Here is an 18,841-nt window from a genome sequence, read left to right as displayed (position 1 = left end):
GCTGGCGGACTTCACCGCGCCGAAGATCGAGTACGGCGAGCTGATGCCACTGTTCGTCGTGTTCGGCGCGGCCTGCCTCGGGGTGGTCGCCGAGGCGTTCCTGCCCCGGCCGCTGCGGCACCTGGTCCAGCTGGCGATCACGATCGTGTCGATCGTCGTGGCCGGGGTGCTGACCGCGATCCTGATGGCCGACAACAAGGAGCTGCTGGCGGCGCAGGACGCGATCGCGGTCGACGGCCCGGCGCTGTTCACCTGGGTCGTCCTGCTGGCGCTGACGCTGATCAGCGTGCTGCTGTTCGCCGAGCGGTCGGTCGACGGCGGACTGTCCGCGTTCGCCGGCCAGGCGGCCGCCGTACCGGGGTCCGAGGCCGAGCGTGAGGGTACGGCGGCGAAGGTCGAGCACACCGAGGTCTTCCCGCTGACGCTGTTCGCGGTCGGCGGCATGATGCTGTTCGCGGCGGCCAACGACCTGCTGCTGATGTTCGTCGCGCTCGAGGTGTTCTCGCTGCCGCTGTACCTGCTCTGCGGGCTGGCCCGGCGCCGCCGGCTGATCTCGCAGGAAGCGGCGATGAAGTACTTCCTGCTCGGCGCGTTCGCGTCGGCGTTCCTGCTGTTCGGGATCGCGCTGCTCTACGGGTACGCGGGGACGATGTCGCTCGGCGGCATCTCGGACGCGCTGGCCGCCCAGACCGGTGGCGACGCGATCCTGCTGGCCGGGACCGGCCTGCTCGGTGTCGGCCTGCTGTTCAAGGTCGGCGCGGTGCCGTTCCACTCCTGGACCCCGGACGTCTACCAGGGCGCCCCGACGCCGGTCACCGGCTTCATGGCGGCCTGCACCAAGATCGCCGCGTTCATCGGGCTGATGCGGGTCTTCTACGTCGCCCTCGGCGGCACCCGCTGGGACTGGGCGCCGATGATGTGGATCGTCGCGATCCTCACCATGGTGGTCGGCTCGATCGTCGCGATCACCCAGACCGACGTGAAGCGGATGCTGGCCTACTCGTCGATCGCGCACGCGGGCTTCCTGCTGACCGCGTTCGTCGGCCTGGCGCAGGCCGGGAACGGCGTCACCAGCGGGATCACCTCGACCCAGGCGGTGCTGTTCTACCTGGTCACCTACGGCTTCTCCACGGTCGGCGCGTTCGCCGTCGTCACGCTGGTGCGGGACGCCGGCGGCGAGGCGACGCACCTGTCCCGGTGGGCCGGGCTGGGCAAGAAGTCGCCGCTGCTGGCCGGCATCTTCGCGTTCTTCCTGCTGTCCTTCGCCGGGATCCCGCTGACCGCCGGCTTCACCGGGAAGTGGGCCGTGTTCAGCGCGGCCTGGTCCGGTGACGCGTGGCCGCTGGTCGTGGTCGCCGTACTGTGCAGCCTGGTCGCCGCGTTCTTCTACGTCCGGGTGATCGTGCTGATGTTCTTCTCCGACCTCCCGGCGGACGCGCCGGACGTGGCCCTGCCCGGGTGGCAGACCACGACCGCAGTCGCCCTCGGTCTCGCCGCCACGGTGGTTCTCGGCCTGGTTCCCGGACCGGTGCTCGAGCTGGCGGCCCGCGCGGGTGAGTTCATCCGTTGAGTCCGAAACCGCTGCCGGCCGAGAGCCTGGGCTTCGCATTCGCCGACGAGGCGCTCGAAGCCCGGGTTCGTGCCGGGCTGGAGTCGGTCGAGCAGGCGCTGCGCGACTCGACCCAGTCCGAGGCGCCGTTCGTCACCGCGGCCGCGCAGCACGTCATGGTTGCCGGCGGCAAGCGGTTCCGGCCGCTGCTGGTGCTGCTGGCGGCCGAGTTCGGGCCGTCGCCGGCTGCTGACGACGTGGTGAAGGCGGCCGTCGTGGTCGAGCTGACCCACGTCGCGACACTGCACCACGACGACGTGATGGACGAGGCGGCGCTGCGGCGTGGCTCGTCCACCGCGAACGCGGCCTGGGACAACTCGGTCGCGATCCTGTCCGGCGACTGGCTGTTCGCCCGGGCCTCCGACCTGGTCGCCGACCTCGGCCCGGAGGCGGTCCGGATCCAGGCCCGCACCTTCGGCCGGCTGGTCGAGGGCCAGATCCGGGAGACCCTCGGCGTCGGCGAGGGCCAGGACCCGCTGGCGCACTACCTGTCCGTCGTCGCCGACAAGACCGGCTCGCTGATCGCGACGTCCGCGCTCTTCGGCGCCCGGTACGCCGGTGCGCCCGACGAGGTCCAGGAGTCGCTGCGGGCCTTCGGCGAGGAGATCGGCGTCGCGTTCCAGCTGGCCGACGACATCCTCGACATCGCGTCGGAATCCGGCCAGTCCGGCAAGACTCCCGGCACCGACCTGCGTGAGGGGGTGCCGACCCTGCCGGTGCTGATCTTCCGCGCCCAGGCGGACCCGTCCAACCCCACCGACGCCCGCCTGCTCGAGCTCCTCGACTCGGACCTGTCCGACGACGCCCGCCTGGCCGAGACCCTCGAGCTGCTCCGCGCCCACCCGGCGTTCCGCCAGGCCGAGGACGACGTCCGCCGCCGCGCGGCCGACGCCCGCAAACTCCTCTCCCCCCTCCCCGAAGGCCCCGCCCGCGAAGCCCTCGACTCCCTCTGCGACCTGGTAGCCACCCGCTCGGTCTGACCGACACGCGAACGGCGGGTTGTGGAACCTGCGCGCGGCTAGGGTCTGGTGGGTGAGTGAGCGCACCCTGGCCGGTGGCCGGTATTTGCTGAGTGATCGGCCGCTTGGCGTGGGTGGGATGGGGACGGTGTGGAAGGCGTTCGATCGCGTTCTGCACCGGGAGGTTGCGGTCAAGGAGCTGCGGATTCCGGAAGGGCTGAACCCGGAGGAGCGCGAGAAGCTGCGGGCTCGGGCGCTGCGGGAGGCGCGGGCCGCGGCCGGGCTGGACCATCCGGGGATCGTCACGATTCACGACGTGATCGACGAAGGCGGACGGCCGTGGATCGTGATGCGGCTGCTGCCTGGCCGGTCGCTTGATCAGGGGGTGCGGGCCAACGGGGCCCTGAGCCCGCGCGGTGCGGCCGAGCTCGGGGTGCGGCTGGTCGAGGCGCTCGCGGCCGCGCATGCCAAGGGCGTGCTGCACCGCGACGTGAAGCCGCAGAACGTGATGCTGGGCAGCGACGGCCGCTGGATGCTGACCGACTTCGGCATCGCCTCGGTGGCCGGCGCCACGCGCACCCTCACCGGCACCGGGATCGTGACCGGCACCCTCGGCTACATCGCGCCGGAACGGCTGTCCGGTGGCGAGCCCGGCCCCGCGGCGGATCTGTGGGCTGTTGGGGCGACGCTGTACTTCGCTGTCGAAGGACAGCACGCGTACGACTACGACGACCTGCCCGCGATGATCGCCGCCGTACTGACGCGGGATCCCAACCCACCGAAGCACGCCGGGCCGCTCGCGCCGGTCATCGCCGGACTGATGGAGCGCGATCCGGCCAAGCGCCTGGATGCCGCGACCGCCAAGCAACAACTGCTCGCGATCGCCGGCGGCTACCCCACCTTCGAAAACCCGACCCAACAGCTGCCCGACACCGACAAGCCCACCGAGAGCCACGCCGGAGCCACCAAGCCGCTTCCGGACGGCCGCACGCGCGTGGACCCGGGCTATCGTCCGGGCGGAGCGGACCACGATGCCCCGCCGGGCCGCGCTCTCGCGCCGGACCGGGCTGCGGTCGGCGTTTGGGGTCATCGGGTCTTGCGTGTTCTGGTCGGGCTGACGGTGGTGCTGAATCTGGCGATCGGGGCTTTGCTGGCTCTGATCGTCTACGCCTTGTCCGATGGGATGCCGCTCTGGATTGCCGGGGCTCTGGCTGTTGCGATCACCGCCGGCGCGGGGCTTGGTGCCTGGTTGGCGCCGGGGCTCGGCCGGTGGCTCGGGCTTCCGGTGGCGCTGGCCGGAAGCGCGGTGCTGATGGGCGAGTCGATCGTCACCACCGGCGTGGTGGTGGACCCGCAGCAGCCGATCCCGGCCACCGTGCTGTCCGCAATCGCCTTGGTGTCGTTCGCGATCTGGCACCGACTGTCCCGCATGGTGCGCGGGCGCATCGTGCCGGAGAAGCACCTCCGCCGGGTGACCACGACCTTCCGGGTGACCGGGTTCGCCGGACTGCTGCTCGGCGCCGCCGCCGCGACCACGTACTTCGTGCTGGTGGAGACGCGTCACCTGAGCACCGCCGGAGGCGACTACATCACCCCGCTCCTGATCAGCGCCGGCGTCGCGGTGCTGGTCGCCGGGCTGCTGGGGATTCCCGCCATCCGGTCCGTGCCCAACCCCCAGGCGAAGCGGTGGGCGCCGATCGCGACCTTCCTCGTTGCGCTCGTCCTCCCGGTCTTCGCCGGCTTCCACGCCACGTCGCGCTACCTCGACAGCAGGGACGACTTCACCGCCGTACCGGACGTCTGCGGGTCGGACATCCTGTCGGAGGACCGCGTCGCCGAGTTCATCGAGGACCCTCCGGACCCGGTCAAGAACGCCTACTCCAGCGAAATCTCCTGCCAGTGGCAGCGCAACGACGACGAAGGTGAGTACGGCAACGCCGCCGCGCTCTACGTCAGCGTCAAGAAGTACGACGACTCCCGCGCAGCCGCCGCCCGGCTGCAGGCCGAGCGCGAGGACGCAGGTCGCGACGGCGACACCACCGCCGACCTGCAACTCGGCGACGACGCCGTTCGCACGACCGACGACGATGCCAGTGCGCCCGAGGACCTGGACGGCTACAGCTACTTGGTCCGCATCGACAACGTCGTACTCCGAGCCGATGCCGACCAGGCGCAAGCGCTCGGACTCCCCGACCGCGCTCGCCTGGAGACGCTGGCGACCAACCTGACCCGCGAGGTCGAGAACCGGCGCCCCAGCCGTTAGCGGTTCTGCCAGTTGGGGCTGTCGACGTAGTGGTTGTCGTAGAGGTCACTGGTCTTGGCCAGCTCGGCGGGCGCGGTCTCGCCGCGGTAGACCGACTCCAGCAGGCGGTAGTAGTCGAAGCGCGGCTTGGCGTGGGTGAGGACGAAGAGGACCTCGGCGTCCTCGGACCCGGCCGCCTCGAAGGCGTGCGGTGTGTTCGGCGGTACGACGAGGAAGTCGCCCTGTGCCAGCGTGATCACGTCCTCGCCGGTGAGCACCCGGAGCGAGCCGGCCAGCACGAAGAACAGCTCGGCGGCCTCCTTGTGCAGGTGCGGGGGAGCACCCTCCTTGCCGGGCTTGAAGACCGACCGGTGGCTGGTCAGGTGGCCGTTCGTGTCGGGGACGTCGGCGAAGAGCGTGACACCGCTGGCGGACAGAACCTCGGCCTCGGCGGCGCGGATCAGGACAGGCTTCATGATGTTCTCCTACGAGTTAGTTGCTGACGGCATCGGCGTGCGCCGGTGCCGGGGTCTTGCGGGCGGACAGAGCGAGGAAGGCGGTCAGGACGATGCCGGCGGCAGCGATCAGTACGGCGACGCGCAGGCCGTGCGTGGTCGCCGTACGCAGGGCGTCACCGGTGAGACCGTCGATGCCGCGGTTGGCGATGGCCACCAGGACGGCGAGGCCGACCGCGTTGCCCACCTGCTGACCGGTCGACGCGATCCCGGACCCGATGCCCTGGTGCTCGGCGGCCACCCCGGTCGACGCGGCGGCGTACATCGTGGTGAACGCGCTGCCCTGGCCGAGCCCGAGGATCAACAGCGCCGGCACCAGGACGCCGTACGACGCCGTGGTGGAGACGACCAGGCCGAGGAAGGCTGTGCCGGCGCCCGCGACCGCGAAACTGACGGCGAGCGTGCGATGCAGGCCGAACCGGGTCGCCAGCCGGCCACCGAGGTTGGCGCCGACGAAGATCGCGACGGTGGGGACAAGGTACGCGAGCCCGGTCTCGAGCGCGCTGTAGCCGTGGATGTCCTGGAAGTAGACGGTCTCGAAGTACAGCAGCGGACCAAGCGTCGCGGCGAACATCGTGATCACCAGGACGCCGGTGCGCAGGTTCCGCACCTTCAGCAATCCCAACGGCAGCAGGGGATCCGGCGACCGCAACTCGATCACGACGAACGCCGCGAGCAGTACGGCGCCGACCGCAGCGGCGAACACGCTGACGACGTCCCATCCCGTGGCCGGACCCTGAACCAGGGCGAACACGACTGCCGTGATCCCCGCTGTCGCAGTCACCGCACCCGGTACGTCGAACCGACGCCCACTGCGCAGCGAAACGTCAGCGGGAAGCAGGACGAACGCGGCGACCACGCCCATCGCGGCCAGCGGCACGTTGACGAAGAACACGGCCGGCCACCCGAAGGACTGCGTCAGCACACCGCCCAACAGCGAGCCGAGCGCCATCCCGCTGCCCCCGGCGGCGCCCCAGATCGAGAAGGCCCGGTTGCGTTCCCGCCCCTCGGCGAAGAGCGTCCCGATCAGCGACAGTACGGCGGGGGCCAGAATCGCACCGCCGAAGCCCTGGATCGCGCGGGCCGCGATCAGCACCCCGGGTTCCGCCGCGAAACCGCCGGCCAGCGACGAGACGCCGTACAGGGAGAGGCCGAGGATGAACATCCGGCGGCGGCCGAGCAGGTCGGACATCCGGCCGCCGAGCAGCAGGAAGCCGCCGAACGCGACCGCGTACCCGCTGACCACCCACTGCAGGCTGTGCGCGGCGAAGCCGAGCTCCCGGCCGATGTCGGGGACGGCGACGAACACGATGGTGTAGTCGATCGCGATGATCAGCTGCGCGAACGCGAGCAGCGCCAGCACGAAGGCCTTATTTTGGATATCAGACATCCAGAATCAACTCCGGCGGAAACGGTTGACGGTGGCAAGGAAGAGTTCAGGCCTTGAGGTTGGCGAAGCGCGAGCGGGCGTTCCCGGGGGCCTCGGGGCTCTGGCTCACCACCCGGTCGGCGATGTCCGCGATGCTCTGGCTGGCCAGCTCGCGGCGGTAGGCCAACTCGGCGGACCGCATCGCCTGGGACACCAGGCAGACCTTCGTGTAGTCGGCCTTCGCATCGGCGCCCGGGCCTGCTTTGAGGATCTGCATGCACCGGAAGGCTTCGTCCGGCCCGTCGATGGCGACGACGATGTCGAGCAGCGAGATGTTGCGCGGGTCGCGGGCGAGCTGGAAGCCGCCCTTCGGTCCGGAGACCGAGGTCAGGATGCCGGCCCGGGTGAGCGCCTGGAGCTGCTTGTTCAGGTACGCCGTGGGAAGGTCGTAGAAGGCGGCGAGATGCTTGGCGGTGACGGGTTGGCCCGGTAGCCAGCTGAGGTTGATGCAGCTGTGCATCGCCCACTCGACGCCCTCGTTCATCTTCATATCCTGGATATTAGATGTCCTGAATAGCTGGAGTCAAGAGGCCCGGCGCCGGGACGCCGGGCCTCCGGGGTGAAGCTAGCTACCCACGCGGCCGCCGTCGCGACGCCACACGCAGGCGATCGCCGGGCGCGGGTACTTGTGCGTGTGCGGCCAGGTCGAGGTCGGCTTCTCGAAGGTCGCGTCGTCGGTCTCGCCCGGGTGCTGGACGGCGACGAACGCGGTCTTGTCGTCCTCAGACACCAGCGGTCCGCAGGCCTCGGAGGCGAACGGCACGGACAGGAACTGCTTGACCTGGCCGCGGTTCGGGCCGGCCACCGGGACGGTGAAGATGCCGTCGTTGGAGCCGAGCACGTTGCCGTCGGTGGAGATCCACAGGTTGCCGGAGCCGTCGAAGGTCACGTTGTCCGGGCAGGAGATCGGGCTGACCTTGGTCTTGTCGAACCCGCCGAAGTACGTCTCCTGCGCGGCCGGGTCGCCGCAGACCAGGAACAGGGTCCAGAAGAAGCCGGTCTTGGCCGCGTCGTCACCCTCCTCGCTGAGCTCCAGGATGTAGCCGTTGCGGTTGCCGGCCTTCTCGATCAGCGGCCCGCCCAGGGTGTCGCGGGTGTGCGACTTCACGATCGGGTTCGCCTCGTCGGCGGGGAACTTCGCGCCGCGGTTGTCGTTGTTCGTCAGCGCGGCGTAGATCCGGCCGTTGCGCGGGTTGCGCTCGATGTCCTCGGGCCGGTCCATCCGGGTCGCCGCGACCTTGTCGGCCGCGGTCCGGATGTCGATCAGCACGTCGGCCACGCTCATGCCGTCGATGAACGACTTCTTGTCCGTGGTCAGCGGGATCCACTGGCCGGTGCCGTCGTACAGGCCGTCGGCGGCGCCGTCACCGGTGAACTTGGCGACGTACAGGGTGCCCTCGTCGAGCAGGCCGAAGTTCTTCGCCCGGTTGGCCTCGTCGTACTTGCCGGACGAGACGAACTTGTAGATGTACTCGCCCTTCTCGTCGTCGCCGAGGTACGCCGCGACCCGCCCGTCGGCGGTGATCGTGATGGTCGCGCCCTCGTGCTTCATCCGGCCGAGCATGGTGCGCTTCTTCGGCGTCGACTTCGGGTCGTACGGGTCCACCTCGACGATCCAGCCGGACCGGAACACCTCGGTCGGCGTCTTGGTCAGGTCGAACCGCGGGTCCACGGTGCTCCACTCGCGGGCGGACTTGGTCACCGTGGTCGGGACGCCGTACCGCTTGTAGCTGTCCACGTACTGCGCCGGGACGGTCCCGGTCACGTCGTAGTAGCCGTTGAAGTTCTCCTCGCCGGACAGGATCGTGCCCCACGGGGTGACGCCGCCGGCGCAGTTGCCGAAGGTGCCGTAGGCAACCTTCCCGACGCGCGGGTCGGCGGCGGCCGGGCCGGTGACCTCGAACTTGGTGGTGGCGGTGATCCGGCGGTTGTACTTCGAGCCCTGCTTGTCCCGGCGCCACTCGCCGCTGCGGCCGACCCGCTCGATCTGGACCACGGTCATCCCGTGCGCGGCCAGGCCGATCTTCGCGATCGTCTTCTGGTCGTACTTGCCGGTCGGGAACATCAGGTTCTCGTCGGTGTACTCGTGGTTGCACACGAGCAGCGCCTTCCGGTCGTCGCGGAGCGGCACGATCATCGTGTAGTCGTTGTTGTAGCCGAACTGCTTGGCCTGCGCCTCGGGGGTCTGCTTGTAGGCGTCGAACTTCGGCGCGCCGGCCTCGACCGGGTCGCCCCAGCCGATGATCACGGACTGGTCGTAGCCGCGCGGGATGACGATCTCGTCCTTGCGGTTCGGCGGTACGACGCCGTGCGTCAGCGCGCCGGGCTTGCCGAAGCCGGGGAACGCGCCGTTGCCCTGCTCACCGCCGTAGCCGGCGCCGGCGGGCTGGTCGGCGGCGGCGGGGGTCAGGTTGGCCGCGAGCGTGCCGACCCCGGCGGCCGCGACTCCGGCGGCTCCGACCTTGAGGACGTTGCGGCGGGAGAACGCCGACCGCATCACGCTCTGGATGTGCTCGTTGCCGGAGGTGTTCGGCTCCGGGTGGTCACACTGGTTGGCGCACTTGAGCTCGCAGGTGCGGAAGCTTCGGGAACCGTGGCGGGTGCCGATCTGGCTGATCAGCGGCAGGAACTTGGTCACGCCCGGGACCCTAGGGAGGTCAGGCGGTGACTGAGTGAAGGTCAGATGAACGTCGCAAGGCTTAGGTTGCCCTCAGTAGCAAGGAGAAGCCGAACAGTCACACTGCGGAAGCGGTCAGCGCGGTCCGCTCCAGCGACTGGATCCGGCGCCGGTGCATCATGCTGTCCCAGGTGAACAGCGCCAGCGCGAACCAGACCAGCCCGAACCCGGCCCAGCGCATCGGCGACATCGCCTCGTGGTACAGCAGCACCGCGAGCGCGAACTGCATGCTCGGGGTGATGTAGTTCAGCAACCCGAGCGTCGTCATCGACACCCGGGTCGAGGCCGCCCCGAAGAGCATCAGCGGGATCGAGGTGATCGGCCCGGCCAGCAGCACCACGATCAGGTACCAGGCGCCGTGGTCCGCCACTGTCGACTGCCCCTGCAGACCCAGTACGACGATCGCCCCCAGCGCGACCGGTGCGACGGTCGCGGTCTCGATCGCCATCCCCTCGATCGCTCCCGCGCCGGCCTGCTTCTTCGCCAGCCCGTACAGGCCGAACGAGAACGTCAGGATGATCGCCACCCACGGCGGGCGCCCGTTCTCGATGGTCAGCCCGATGACCGCCAGGAAGGCGATCGCGAGCGCGGTCCACTGCCACCCGCGCAGTTTCTCCTTCAGCACCAGGACGCCCAGCAGCACGGTGAACAGCGGAGTGATGAAGTACCCGAGGGACGTCTCCACGATCCGGTCGTTGTGCACACCCCAGATGTAGGTGCCCCAGTTGATCGAGATCAGCACCGCCGCCCCGATCAACGGCCACCGTCGCCGCGGCTCCCGCAGCAACGCCCTCACCTGGCCGAACTTCCGCAGTACGGCGACCAGCAGCGCGATGGTCACCATCGACCAGAGCACGCGGTGGGAGAGCACCTCGATGGCGCCGGAGTTGCCCAGCAGCTTCCAGTACAGCGGGAACAGGCCCCAGACCAGATAGGCGGTGAGGCCGTAGACGAACCCTCTCCGCTGCTCTGGCACGTGCTACACCCTATGCCTGGAGTCAGTGGCATCCAAAGGCTTTGCTCATGACGTGAGACGGGGTGACCGCCATCGGCCGCCGTCTCCGCGGACCGGCTGGCGTGATGGGGTTGGATAGAGAGGTGAACACGAGGAGGCACGCGTGGGTGTGAGGACCGGTCTGGTCTCGGTGACGTTCCGCCAGTTGCCGGCCGCCGAGGTGGTGGAGGTCGCAGCCGGCGCCGGGCTGGCGGCAGTCGAGTGGGGTGGCGACGTGCACGTGCCGCTCGGGAACCTGGGCTCCGCCCGGCGGGTGAAGGCGCTGTGTGACGACCGTGGGCTCGCGATCGCGGCGTACGGCTCCTACCTGCGGGCCGGCAGCGTCGACCGCGAAGAGATGCGGTCGGCCGTCGCCACGGCCGAGGCGCTCGGCGCGCCCCGGATCCGGGTCTGGGCCGGCAACGTCGGTACGGCGGACGCCGGGGTCGGGGACCGGATGGCGGTGACCCGCGGCCTGGCCGAGCTCGCCGACATGGCGGCCGGCTCCGGGATCGAGATCGCGATGGAGTTCCACCGCAACACGCTGACCGACGAGGTCGACTCGACCATCACGCTGCTGCTCGACGTCGGGGCGCCGAACCTCAAGACCTACTGGCAGCCGCCGGTCGACCTGTCCGACGCCGAGTGCCTCGCGCAGCTCGAGGCACTCATGCCGTGGCTGACCACCGTCCACGTCTTCTCCTGGTGGCCGTCCAACACCCGCCTCCCGCTGTCCGGCCGCGAGTCCCTGTGGCGCCCGGTCCTCAGCCGCCTGGCCGCCGAGGACCGGGAGATCAACGCCCTGCTGGAGTTCGTCGCCGACGACTCCCCGGACCGCCTGGCCAAAGACGCAGCGGACCTGCACTCCTGGATCTAATACCGCCCTTTGGTTGGCTGCGATTGTCAGAAAGTTTCGCTGAGGGGTGGTCAAGGGGTGGATTGTGCCGTAATGCTGGGCGCGACAGGTTCCTTCACCGCCCCGGAGGTGTCCGATGTCCCGATTCTTCAGCAAACCCCTGCCGCGCATTGCGGCGATCCTGATGTTGTTCGCGGCGATGCTGGCCGCGACGGTCACGACCCAGGTGGTGACCGCCACCAAGGCCCATGCGGACGGTTGTTACACGTGGGGTCGCACGTTGTCGCAGGGGATGAGTGGTGAGGACGTGCGTCAGCTGCAGATCCGGGTGGCCGGCTGGCCCGGGTACGGCGGTCATCTGGCGACGGACGGTGCTTTCGGGCCGGCCACGAAGGCGGCCGTGCAGCGGTTCCAGTCGGCGTACGGGCTGGGTGCGGACGGGATCGCCGGGCCGGCCACGTTCAGCAAGATCTACTCGTTGCAGGACGACGACTGCACACCGATCCACTTCACCTACGCCGAGCTGGACGACGGCTGCGGCGGGTCCGGGTTCGACGGTGGTCCGCTGAGCGAGGCGGCGACCAAGGCCAACGCGTTGCAGACCATGTGGCAGTTGGAGGCTATGCGGCACGCGCTCGGCGACGCGCCGCTGAACGTCACCAGCGGCTTCCGCAGCATCCCGTGCAACAGCGCGGTCGGCGGCGCGAGCAACAGCCAGCACCTGTACGGCCGGTCGGCCGACCTGGTCGGTTCACATTCGCTCTGCACGCTGGCCAGGCAGGCCCGCAACCACGGCTTCGGCGGCATCTTCGGCCCCGGCTACCCGGGCCACAACGACCACACGCACGTCGACATCAGGACGAGCAACGTGTGGGACGCGCCTAACTGCGGAGTCTGAGCAGGTCGAGCAGTGAGATCCCGGCGGCCCGGTCCAGGTGGTGCGCAGCCAGCCCCGCCTGCCGGGCCGCCAGCACGTCTAGCTCGAGGTTGTCGCCGATCATCACGGTGTCGGCGGGCTCGACGCCCAGCGCCCGGCAGGTCTGGAGGTAGGCCTGCGGATGGGGCTTGCTGACCCCGAGGCTCTCCGACGTGCAGACGACGTCGACGAGGTGGGCCAGCCCGATCGCGGCCAGCTTCGCGTTCTGCTGCTTCGTCGACCCGTTCGTCAGCACCCCGATCCGGAATCCGTTGCTGCGGGCAACTTCCAGTGCGGGCTCGGCATCCGGGAAGGCGGTCCAGCTCGCCTGGTAGTGGCGCAGGTAACCGGAGTAGATCAGGTCCAGCTCGTCGTCGAGTTCCGGGACCGGGTGCCCGAGCAGCGGCAGGAAGTCGCGCAGCCGCCCGCGGCGCTGCCCTTGGTGGCTGACTTCCCCGCTCAGCCATTGGTTGAAGTTGCGTTCCTCGACGACGAACCACTGCGCGACCAGCTCGTCCGAGGGCGTGCCGCCGAGCTCGGGAACCCAGCCGTGGAGCGCCGCCGTGGTCGAGGCGGTGTGGTCGAACAGCGTGTTGTCGAGGTCGAAGACGACCGCCTTCATGCCCGGACCAGGGAGTCGCGGTTGAGTTCGCGGTGGTTCGCGTACCCGGACAGGGCCAGCGTGAGATCGAGCTCGGCCAGGAAGCATCGCAGGACATGCTCGACGCCGGCCTGCCCGGCGAGCGCGAGCCCGTACAGCAGTGGTCGCCCGAGCAGCACCGCCTTCGCGCCGAGGGCGAGTGCCTTCGCAGCATCGGCGCCGGTGCGGACACCTGAGTCGAACAGCACGGTCAGCTGCTCGCCCACCGCCTCGGCGATCGCGGGCAGCGCGTCCAGCGAAGCGATCGCGCCGTCGACCTGGCGGCCGCCGTGGTTCGACACCACGATGCCGTCGACGCCGTTCTCGGCCGCGAGCTTGGCGTCCTCGACCGCGGTGATGCCCTTGAGCACGATCGGGCCGTCCCAGTTGTCGCGCAGGAACGACAGCTCGTCCCAGCTCAGGCCGACGTTCGGGAACATCTGGGCCCAGTGCATGACCGCCGCGGCCGGGTCCTCGGTGACCGGCTTCACCAGCTTGGCCTGGAACGCCGGGTCGCTGAAGTAGTTCGCCAGCCCCTCACCCTTGAGGAAGGGCAGGAACCCGCGGTCCAGGTCGGCGGGACGCCAGCCGAGTGTCCCGGTGTCCAGGGTGACGACCAGTACGCCGTACCCGCTGGCCTTCGCGCGCTCCAGGAAGCTCAGGCAGACGTCGCGGTCGGTCGGCCAGTAGAGCTGGTACCACTTGCTGCTCGCCTCGATCTGCTCGAACGCGTGACTCGCCTGCGTCGAGTGCGTGTAGGTGAGCCCGAGGGCGTCGGCGGCTCGCGCGGTCGCGAGCTCGCCGTCCGGGTGGGCGAGCGTCTGTATGCCGATCGGCGCGATCAGCACCGGCGCCGGCATCGGCGTACCGAGGATGGTGCAGGACAGGTCGCGTTCGGTGCTGCCGCGGAGCATCCGCGGCACCAGTCGCCAGCGGTCGAACGCGGCCTGGTTCGCCCGCGCGGTCGCGCCGCTGCCCGCGCTCGGCACGATGTACCCCATCGCCTCGGCGGACAGTTTCCCGGCGGCCTGGGACTCCAGCCGGGCCAGGTCGGTGGTGATCTCCGGCGTGATGCCTTGCAGCATGCCCTGCAGGTAGATGCCCAACTGGTGGTCTCCGAAGTTGCCCATGCCGGATCCTTGCATGGTGCGGACCGCCAGGCCATCACAACCGCGCGAACCGTGCCGCCACCCGCGGGCAGCCGCCGGCGCCGGCGAATTGTGATGGCCTGGCGGTCCGGCCCCCATGCGACAATCAGGTGTGACAGCTACAGTGACCCCTGACACCCGGACCACCTCGCGGCACGTCGGGCTGGCGTTGTTCGCGCTGGCGACCGGTGGGTTCGCGATCGGGACCACCGAGTTCGTCACGATGGGCCTGCTGCCGCAGATCGCCGACGGGGTGAACATCTCGATCCCGACCGCCGGGCACGTCATCTCGGCGTACGCGCTCGGGGTCGTGGTCGGGGCGCCGGTGATCGCGGCGCTGGGCGCGCGGACCGGGCGGAAGCGGCTGCTGCTCGGGCTGATGGCGGTCTTCGTGCTCGGCAACGTGCTGTCGGCCGTTGCCTCCAGCTACGAGTTCCTGATGGCTGCGCGGTTCCTGACCGGGGTGCCGCACGGCGCGTTCTTCGGGATCGGCGCGGTGGTCGGCGCCTCGCTGGTGCCCACGCGGCGCGCCTGGGCGGTCTCGATGACCATGGTCGGCCTGCCGGTGTCGAACATCATCGGCGTCCCGGTGACCACGCTGATGGGACAGAAGCTCGGCTGGCAGGCGCCCTTTCTGGCCGTCGGTGTGCTCGGGTTGCTGACGCTGGCGGCGGTGTGGTTCTGGGTGGCGCCGCAGCCGGTCGGCAGCGACGTCAACATCCGCAGCGAGCTCAGCGCGCTGTCCCGGCCGCAGGTGTGGATGGCGCTGCTGGTCGGCATGGTCGGATTCGGCGGCATGTTCGCGACGTACTCCTACATCACCCCGACGATGACGGAACTGGCCGGTTTCTCCGAGGCCGCGGTCACCATCGTGCTGGCCGTGTACGGCGTCGGCATGACGTGCGGCACGGTCGTCGGCGGCCGGCTCGCCGACCGGGCGCTGATGCCGAGCCTGTACGGCGGCCTGATCGCGATCATGGTCGTGCTGGGCACCTTCGGCTGGCTCGCGCAGACCAAGCCGGGCGCGCTCGCCGGGGTGTTCGCGATGGGGTTCTCGGCGAGCATCCTGGTCCCCGCGCTGCAGACCCGGCTGATGGACGTCGCGCACGAAGGCCAGTCGCTGGCCGCCTCGCTCAACCACTCGACCCTGAACATCGCGAACGCGCTCGGTGCCTGGCTCGGCAGCGTCGTACTGGCCGCCGGCTACGGCTACGAGTGGCCCAGCCGCCTGGGCGCGGCCCTCGCCCTGGCCGGCCTCGTCCTCGCCCTGATCTCCGGTCTCATGGATCGGCAAGGGAGTCGCCTGAGGGCCTGATCACCAGCGACTTGGTTGAATCGGGGTATGGCGACCTTGGCGTTGAGCGCGGCCGACGAGGTACGGCGGCGCGGACTTCGGCAGATGCGGTCGGTGGCGTTGTCGTTGCTGGTGCTGGCCGCGGTGATCTATTTGGTCACGCTGCACCGCGACGGCGGCTGGGGCTACGTGAACGCGGCCGCCGAGGCCGCGATGGTGGGTGCGCTGGCGGACTGGTTCGCGGTCACCGCGCTGTTCCGCCGGCCGCTCGGGCTGCCGATCCCGCACACCGCGATCGTGCCGACCCGCAAGGACAGCCTGGCCGAGAGCCTGGAGCAGTTCGTCACCGAGAACTTCCTGTCCGAGGAGGTGGTGGCGGAGAAGATGCGCACCGCCGAGGTGAGCCGCCGCGCCGGTGAGTGGCTTGCCTCCGGCAACCATGCCGAGCGGGTCGTGGCCGAGGGGGCGCGGACGATCGGCGCGGCGCTGCCGAGGCTGGGTGACGAGGATGTGACCGCGTTCGTCCAGGGGTCGTTGCTGCCGCGGTTCGTGAAGGAGCCGCTGAGCCCGATCGCCGGCCACTTCCTGCAGTCGGTCGTCGACGACGGCGCCCACCACGCGCTGTTCGACCTGCTGATCGTCGAGGCGCACGACTGGCTGCGCGACAACCGGGACCTGCTGGCCGAGGTGGTCGGTCCGCGGGCGCCGCGCTGGTCGCCGCAGTGGGTCGACCGGCTGGTGATCGACCGGATCCACCGCGAGGCGGTGGCGTGGCTGGCCGACGTCCGGGACGACCAGTCGCACGCGGCGCGGAAGGCGATCGACCGGCTGCTCGGCCAGCTTGCCGACGACCTGCAGAACGATCCGGAGGTGATGGGTCGCTTCGAGGCGTTCAAGGCCCGGATGCTGACCCATCCGGACATGGGGTCCAGCCTGACGGCTGTGTGGGACGCCGTACGGACCGCGCTGATCGACTCGATCGCGGATCCGGCCAGCACGTTGCGGGTCCGTGGCACCAAGGCCCTGCAGGACCTGGGCGAGCGGCTCCAGGAGGACGAGGGACTGCGGTCGAAGGTGGACGCCCGCGCGGCCGAGGCGGTCGGGTACGTGATCCGCACCTACGGCAGCGAGATCGTCTCGGTCATCTCCGACACCATCGAACGCTGGGACGGCCGCGAGGCCGCCGCCCGCATCGAGCTCCACGTCGGCCGCGACCTCCAGTTCATCCGCATCAACGGCACCGTGGTCGGCGCCTTGGTCGGCCTGATCATCCACACGGTCAGCGAACTCCTGTGACCTACGTCCGCAAGCGCAAACGACCCACAGGCTCGGGACTCTGGCCGACGTACCAGTTGGAGGCCGACGCGCACGGCACCTGGCTCTTCACCCCGCAGCACACGCCGCACCGCGGCGACGACGGCGCCTTCTGCGAGGTCGCGGAGACGCGTCCGGGCGGCCCAGGTCAACATGCACTCCACCTCGCGCCGCCGGACGGCTGGTGGTTCGCGACCTGGCTGGAGAGCGGGCGGCTGGTCGTCGACGTGAGCACGCCGCCGAGGCTGATCGACAACGAGTGGGTGTACGTCGACCTCGAACTCGACCCGTTCCGCCGGCCGAGCGGAACCGTCGGCATCCGCGACTGGGACGACCTGGCCGCGGCCCATGGCGCGGGTCTCATCGACGACGCCGAGCGCGAAGCCGCCGTACGAACAGCTCTGAGGCTTCTCCAGCAGCTCACTGATTCCGTGGAGCCGTTCGGTGCTGTCGGCTGGGATCGGTTGCGTGCGGCGACCGCGCTCGGTCTGCCGCCACTCACCGAGTTCGGCGACCGGCCGCTGCTTTGACGTTGCGTTCCTCGGTGTCGGTCATGAGGTGGCGGCGACGATGAGGAGGGAGGCGCCGACGGCCAGGTCGATGACGCCGCAGTACTCGGACCAGGGGCGGTTGACGACCTTGTTGATGCGGAAGTGGTACGCGTCCCAGGCGCCGTGGCAGAGCCAGCCGAGGCCGGCCAGCGCGACCGAGCCGGTGGCGACAGTGAGGATCGTCATCGCGCCGAAGAAGAGCATGCCGGCGGTCTCGAGCGTGAAGGTCGGCTCAGCGTAGCTGCGCCGTACGATCGCCCATACCCACAGCAAGACCAGCACGGCTGTCATGCCGACACCGGGGGCGACCGGCCACACGTCCAACCGGTCCAGCGTGTGGAAGACCGACGCCACCACACTCAGTACGGCGAACGCGACCCAGGCGGTCCACGGACGCCCGATCGCGTACGCGAACAGGTAGATCCCGGCCATGGTCGCGACCGCCGGTCCGAAGAATTCCGCCTCCCGATCCGTCGAGATGATCAGCACGAGTGCGCCGGCGATGGTCACCAGAGCCAGCGCGGTCGGCCACCTGGCCGTCAGCCCCCTGTTCGTCATGGCCCGATCCTCCGGAACACCGCCGGTCCTGGCGTCCGGCACGCACTGATCCGGTCCGGATCCCTGCGGAAACGGACCGGATTCCTGCGGTCAGCCGGCTCGCTCCCGCCGGTACGTCGACGGAGGTACGCCGTACCGGTCGATGAACGCCTGGCGCAACGACTCGGTCGACCCGAACCCGCACTGCCGTGCGACCGCCGCGAGTGGGAGCTCGGCCGACACCACGAGCTGCGCGGCCGCCTCGGTCCGGACGCCGCGCACGTACTGCGCCGGCGTCTGCTCCACGTGGGTGAGGAACAGCCGGGACAGGTGCCGCTCGCTGACACCGGCGAAGCGGGCCAGCGCCGGCGTGCTCAGGTCGCTGCCGAGGTGGCTGACGATGTGGTCCCGGATCCGCCGTACCAGCAGGTCCCCGGTCAGCCGCGTCGCGACGAACATGCTCATCTGCGACTGCCCGCCCGGCCGCTGGAGGTACGCGACGGTGCCCATTGCGACCCCGCGGGCGAGCGCTTCGCCGTGGTCCTCCTCGATGAACGCCAGCGTCAGGTCCAGCGCACTCGTGACCCCGCCGGACGTCGCGACGTGCCCGTCCCGGACGTAGATCGGGTCGGCGTCGACCTGGACCTCCGGGTAGTTCGCGGCGAGCTGGTCGGCGTACATCCAGTGCGTCGTCGCTCGGCGGCCGGTCAGCAGACCGGCTTCGGCCAGCACGGTCGCGCCGGTGCAGGCTGACGACACCCGACGGGCCAGGGCGGCGAGACGCCGTACGTGCCCGACCAGGCGCCGATCCGCCGCGGCCTTCTCGTGCCCGAGCCCACCTGACACGAGCAGCGTGTCGAAGGGTTCCTTGAACCGCTCGAGCGCCGCGTCGGCCTGCAGCCGCAGACCCGAGTCACACGTGACCGCCTGCCCGCCCAGCGTCAGCAGCACAGCCTGGTACGGCGGACTCGCGCCGATCCGGTTGGCGATGTCCAGACACGACGTCACACAGGCGATGTCCAGCAGTTCGACACCGTCGTACCCCACCACCAGCACCACACGCTGATCCACCCCGTTAAGCTAACCCGCCCGTTGCTCGGTAACAGTCATTTCAGATATGATCTTCTCTGAAGTAATCGTTACAGGAGGCAGCGGGTGGC

General features: G+C 69.9%; 17 protein-coding genes. 8 read left to right on the top strand and 9 right to left on the bottom strand.

The window, feature by feature from the left end:
- Window positions 1–43 precede the first annotated feature (43 nt).
- The 3 genes from nuoN to ACWCOV_RS04380 are packed head-to-tail and all read left to right on the top strand — an operon-like array spanning window position 44 to window position 4,831.
- Complete coding sequence (nuoN, locus tag ACWCOV_RS04390) at window positions 44–1,570, top strand: NADH-quinone oxidoreductase subunit NuoN (protein ID WP_449827991.1); 1,527 nt, start codon at window positions 44–46, stop codon at window positions 1,568–1,570.
- Window positions 1,567–2,589: a polyprenyl synthetase family protein gene (locus ACWCOV_RS04385; protein WP_449827803.1), complete on the top strand. Its 1,023-nt coding sequence runs from the start codon at window positions 1,567–1,569 to the stop codon at window positions 2,587–2,589. The genes nuoN and ACWCOV_RS04385 overlap by 4 nt, the downstream gene beginning before the upstream one ends.
- Before the next feature lie 52 nt (window positions 2,590–2,641).
- Window positions 2,642–4,831, top strand: coding sequence for a protein kinase domain-containing protein (locus ACWCOV_RS04380; protein ID WP_449827802.1), 2,190 nt, complete (start codon window positions 2,642–2,644; stop codon window positions 4,829–4,831).
- On the opposite strand, the gene ACWCOV_RS04375 is transcribed toward ACWCOV_RS04380, so the two are convergent.
- The 5 genes from ACWCOV_RS04375 to rarD all read right to left on the bottom strand — a co-directional run bounded on the left by ACWCOV_RS04375 (window position 4,828) and on the right by rarD (window position 10,407).
- A complete protein-coding gene (locus tag ACWCOV_RS04375) occupies window positions 4,828–5,286 on the bottom strand; it encodes a cupin domain-containing protein (protein ID WP_449827801.1) in 459 nt (152 codons plus the stop codon). The genes ACWCOV_RS04380 and ACWCOV_RS04375 overlap by 4 nt on opposite strands.
- 16 nt (window positions 5,287–5,302) lie before the next feature.
- Window positions 5,303–6,715, bottom strand: a complete 1,413-nt coding sequence (locus ACWCOV_RS04370) for an MFS transporter (protein WP_449827800.1) — start codon at window positions 6,713–6,715, stop codon at window positions 5,303–5,305.
- 46 nt (window positions 6,716–6,761) lie between these two features.
- Window positions 6,762–7,244, bottom strand: coding sequence for an RrF2 family transcriptional regulator (locus tag ACWCOV_RS04365; RefSeq protein WP_449827799.1), 483 nt, complete (start codon window positions 7,242–7,244; stop codon window positions 6,762–6,764).
- A gap of 75 nt (window positions 7,245–7,319) precedes the next feature.
- Window positions 7,320–9,392 (bottom strand): PhoX family protein, encoded by a 2,073-nt coding sequence (locus tag ACWCOV_RS04360; RefSeq protein WP_449827798.1) that lies wholly within the window; start codon window positions 9,390–9,392, stop codon window positions 7,320–7,322.
- Between the two features lie 97 nt (window positions 9,393–9,489).
- Window positions 9,490–10,407 (bottom strand): EamA family transporter RarD, encoded by a 918-nt coding sequence (gene rarD, locus ACWCOV_RS04355; RefSeq protein ID WP_449827797.1) that lies wholly within the window; start codon window positions 10,405–10,407, stop codon window positions 9,490–9,492.
- A gap of 142 nt (window positions 10,408–10,549) precedes the next feature.
- Here rarD and ACWCOV_RS04350 point away from each other — a divergent pair, with 142 nt between their 5' ends.
- Both ACWCOV_RS04350 and ACWCOV_RS04345 read left to right on the top strand, forming a co-directional pair.
- On the top strand, window positions 10,550–11,302 hold the full coding sequence (locus ACWCOV_RS04350) for a sugar phosphate isomerase/epimerase family protein (protein WP_449827796.1): 753 nt from the start codon (window positions 10,550–10,552) through the stop codon (window positions 11,300–11,302).
- A gap of 115 nt (window positions 11,303–11,417) precedes the next feature.
- Window positions 11,418–12,179: a D-Ala-D-Ala carboxypeptidase family metallohydrolase gene (locus tag ACWCOV_RS04345; RefSeq protein WP_449827795.1), complete on the top strand. Its 762-nt coding sequence runs from the start codon at window positions 11,418–11,420 to the stop codon at window positions 12,177–12,179.
- On the opposite strand, the gene ACWCOV_RS04340 is transcribed toward ACWCOV_RS04345, so the two are convergent.
- Both ACWCOV_RS04340 and ACWCOV_RS04335 read right to left on the bottom strand, forming a co-directional pair.
- Complete coding sequence (locus ACWCOV_RS04340; protein WP_449827794.1) at window positions 12,163–12,819, bottom strand: HAD family hydrolase; 657 nt, start codon at window positions 12,817–12,819, stop codon at window positions 12,163–12,165. The genes ACWCOV_RS04345 and ACWCOV_RS04340 overlap by 17 nt on opposite strands.
- A complete protein-coding gene (locus tag ACWCOV_RS04335; RefSeq protein WP_449827793.1) occupies window positions 12,816–13,967 on the bottom strand; it encodes an alpha-hydroxy-acid oxidizing protein in 1,152 nt (383 codons plus the stop codon). The genes ACWCOV_RS04340 and ACWCOV_RS04335 overlap by 4 nt, the downstream gene beginning before the upstream one ends.
- A gap of 142 nt (window positions 13,968–14,109) precedes the next feature.
- On the opposite strand from ACWCOV_RS04335, the gene ACWCOV_RS04330 reads away from it, so the two are divergent.
- From ACWCOV_RS04330 to ACWCOV_RS04320, 3 genes are read left to right on the top strand one after another with little or no spacing between them, the layout of a single operon-like run.
- On the top strand, window positions 14,110–15,300 hold the full coding sequence (locus tag ACWCOV_RS04330; RefSeq protein WP_449827792.1) for an MFS transporter: 1,191 nt from the start codon (window positions 14,110–14,112) through the stop codon (window positions 15,298–15,300).
- A gap of 27 nt (window positions 15,301–15,327) precedes the next feature.
- Window positions 15,328–16,575: a DUF445 domain-containing protein gene (locus tag ACWCOV_RS04325; protein WP_449827791.1), complete on the top strand. Its 1,248-nt coding sequence runs from the start codon at window positions 15,328–15,330 to the stop codon at window positions 16,573–16,575.
- Window positions 16,572–17,123, top strand: a complete 552-nt coding sequence (locus tag ACWCOV_RS04320; protein WP_449827790.1) for a DUF402 domain-containing protein — start codon at window positions 16,572–16,574, stop codon at window positions 17,121–17,123. Before ACWCOV_RS04325 ends, ACWCOV_RS04320 begins: the two co-directional genes overlap by 4 nt.
- Before the next feature lie 21 nt (window positions 17,124–17,144).
- Here ACWCOV_RS04320 and ACWCOV_RS04315 read toward each other — a convergent pair whose 3' ends face one another.
- Complete coding sequence (locus tag ACWCOV_RS04315; RefSeq protein WP_449827789.1) at window positions 17,145–17,702, bottom strand: hypothetical protein; 558 nt, start codon at window positions 17,700–17,702, stop codon at window positions 17,145–17,147.
- Window positions 17,703–17,792: 90 nt separating this feature from the next.
- The gene (locus ACWCOV_RS04310; RefSeq protein WP_449827788.1) at window positions 17,793–18,752 is read right to left on the bottom strand and encodes a GlxA family transcriptional regulator; all 960 of its coding nucleotides are present in this window, start codon (window positions 18,750–18,752) and stop codon (window positions 17,793–17,795) included.
- Window positions 18,753–18,841: the final 89 nt, after the last annotated feature.

The sequence above is a fragment of the Kribbella sp. NPDC002412 genome (assembly GCF_053592935.1).
The sequence above is the reverse complement of the archived record's forward strand: the minus strand, read 5'-3'. Positions and strand labels throughout refer to the sequence as shown.

Excerpts from the sequence above, each read along its gene's own strand:
- nuoN (WP_449827991.1), top strand. The coding sequence starts at position 44 with ATGCCACTGTTCGTCGTGTTCGGCGCGGCCTGCCTCGGGGTGGTCGCC.
- ACWCOV_RS04375 (WP_449827801.1), bottom strand. The coding sequence starts at position 5,286 with ATGAAGCCTGTCCTGATCCGCGCCGCCGAGGCCGAGGTTCTGTCCGCC.
- ACWCOV_RS04370 (WP_449827800.1), bottom strand. The coding sequence starts at position 6,715 with ATGTCTGATATCCAAAATAAGGCCTTCGTGCTGGCGCTGCTCGCGTTC.
- ACWCOV_RS04365 (WP_449827799.1), bottom strand. The coding sequence starts at position 7,244 with ATGAAGATGAACGAGGGCGTCGAGTGGGCGATGCACAGCTGCATCAAC.
- ACWCOV_RS04345 (WP_449827795.1), top strand. The coding sequence starts at position 11,418 with ATGTCCCGATTCTTCAGCAAACCCCTGCCGCGCATTGCGGCGATCCTG.
- ACWCOV_RS04340 (WP_449827794.1), bottom strand. The coding sequence starts at position 12,819 with ATGAAGGCGGTCGTCTTCGACCTCGACAACACGCTGTTCGACCACACC.
- ACWCOV_RS04335 (WP_449827793.1), bottom strand. The coding sequence starts at position 13,967 with ATGGGCAACTTCGGAGACCACCAGTTGGGCATCTACCTGCAGGGCATG.
- ACWCOV_RS04325 (WP_449827791.1), top strand. The coding sequence starts at position 15,328 with ATGGCGACCTTGGCGTTGAGCGCGGCCGACGAGGTACGGCGGCGCGGA.
- ACWCOV_RS04315 (WP_449827789.1), bottom strand. The coding sequence starts at position 17,702 with ATGACGAACAGGGGGCTGACGGCCAGGTGGCCGACCGCGCTGGCTCTG.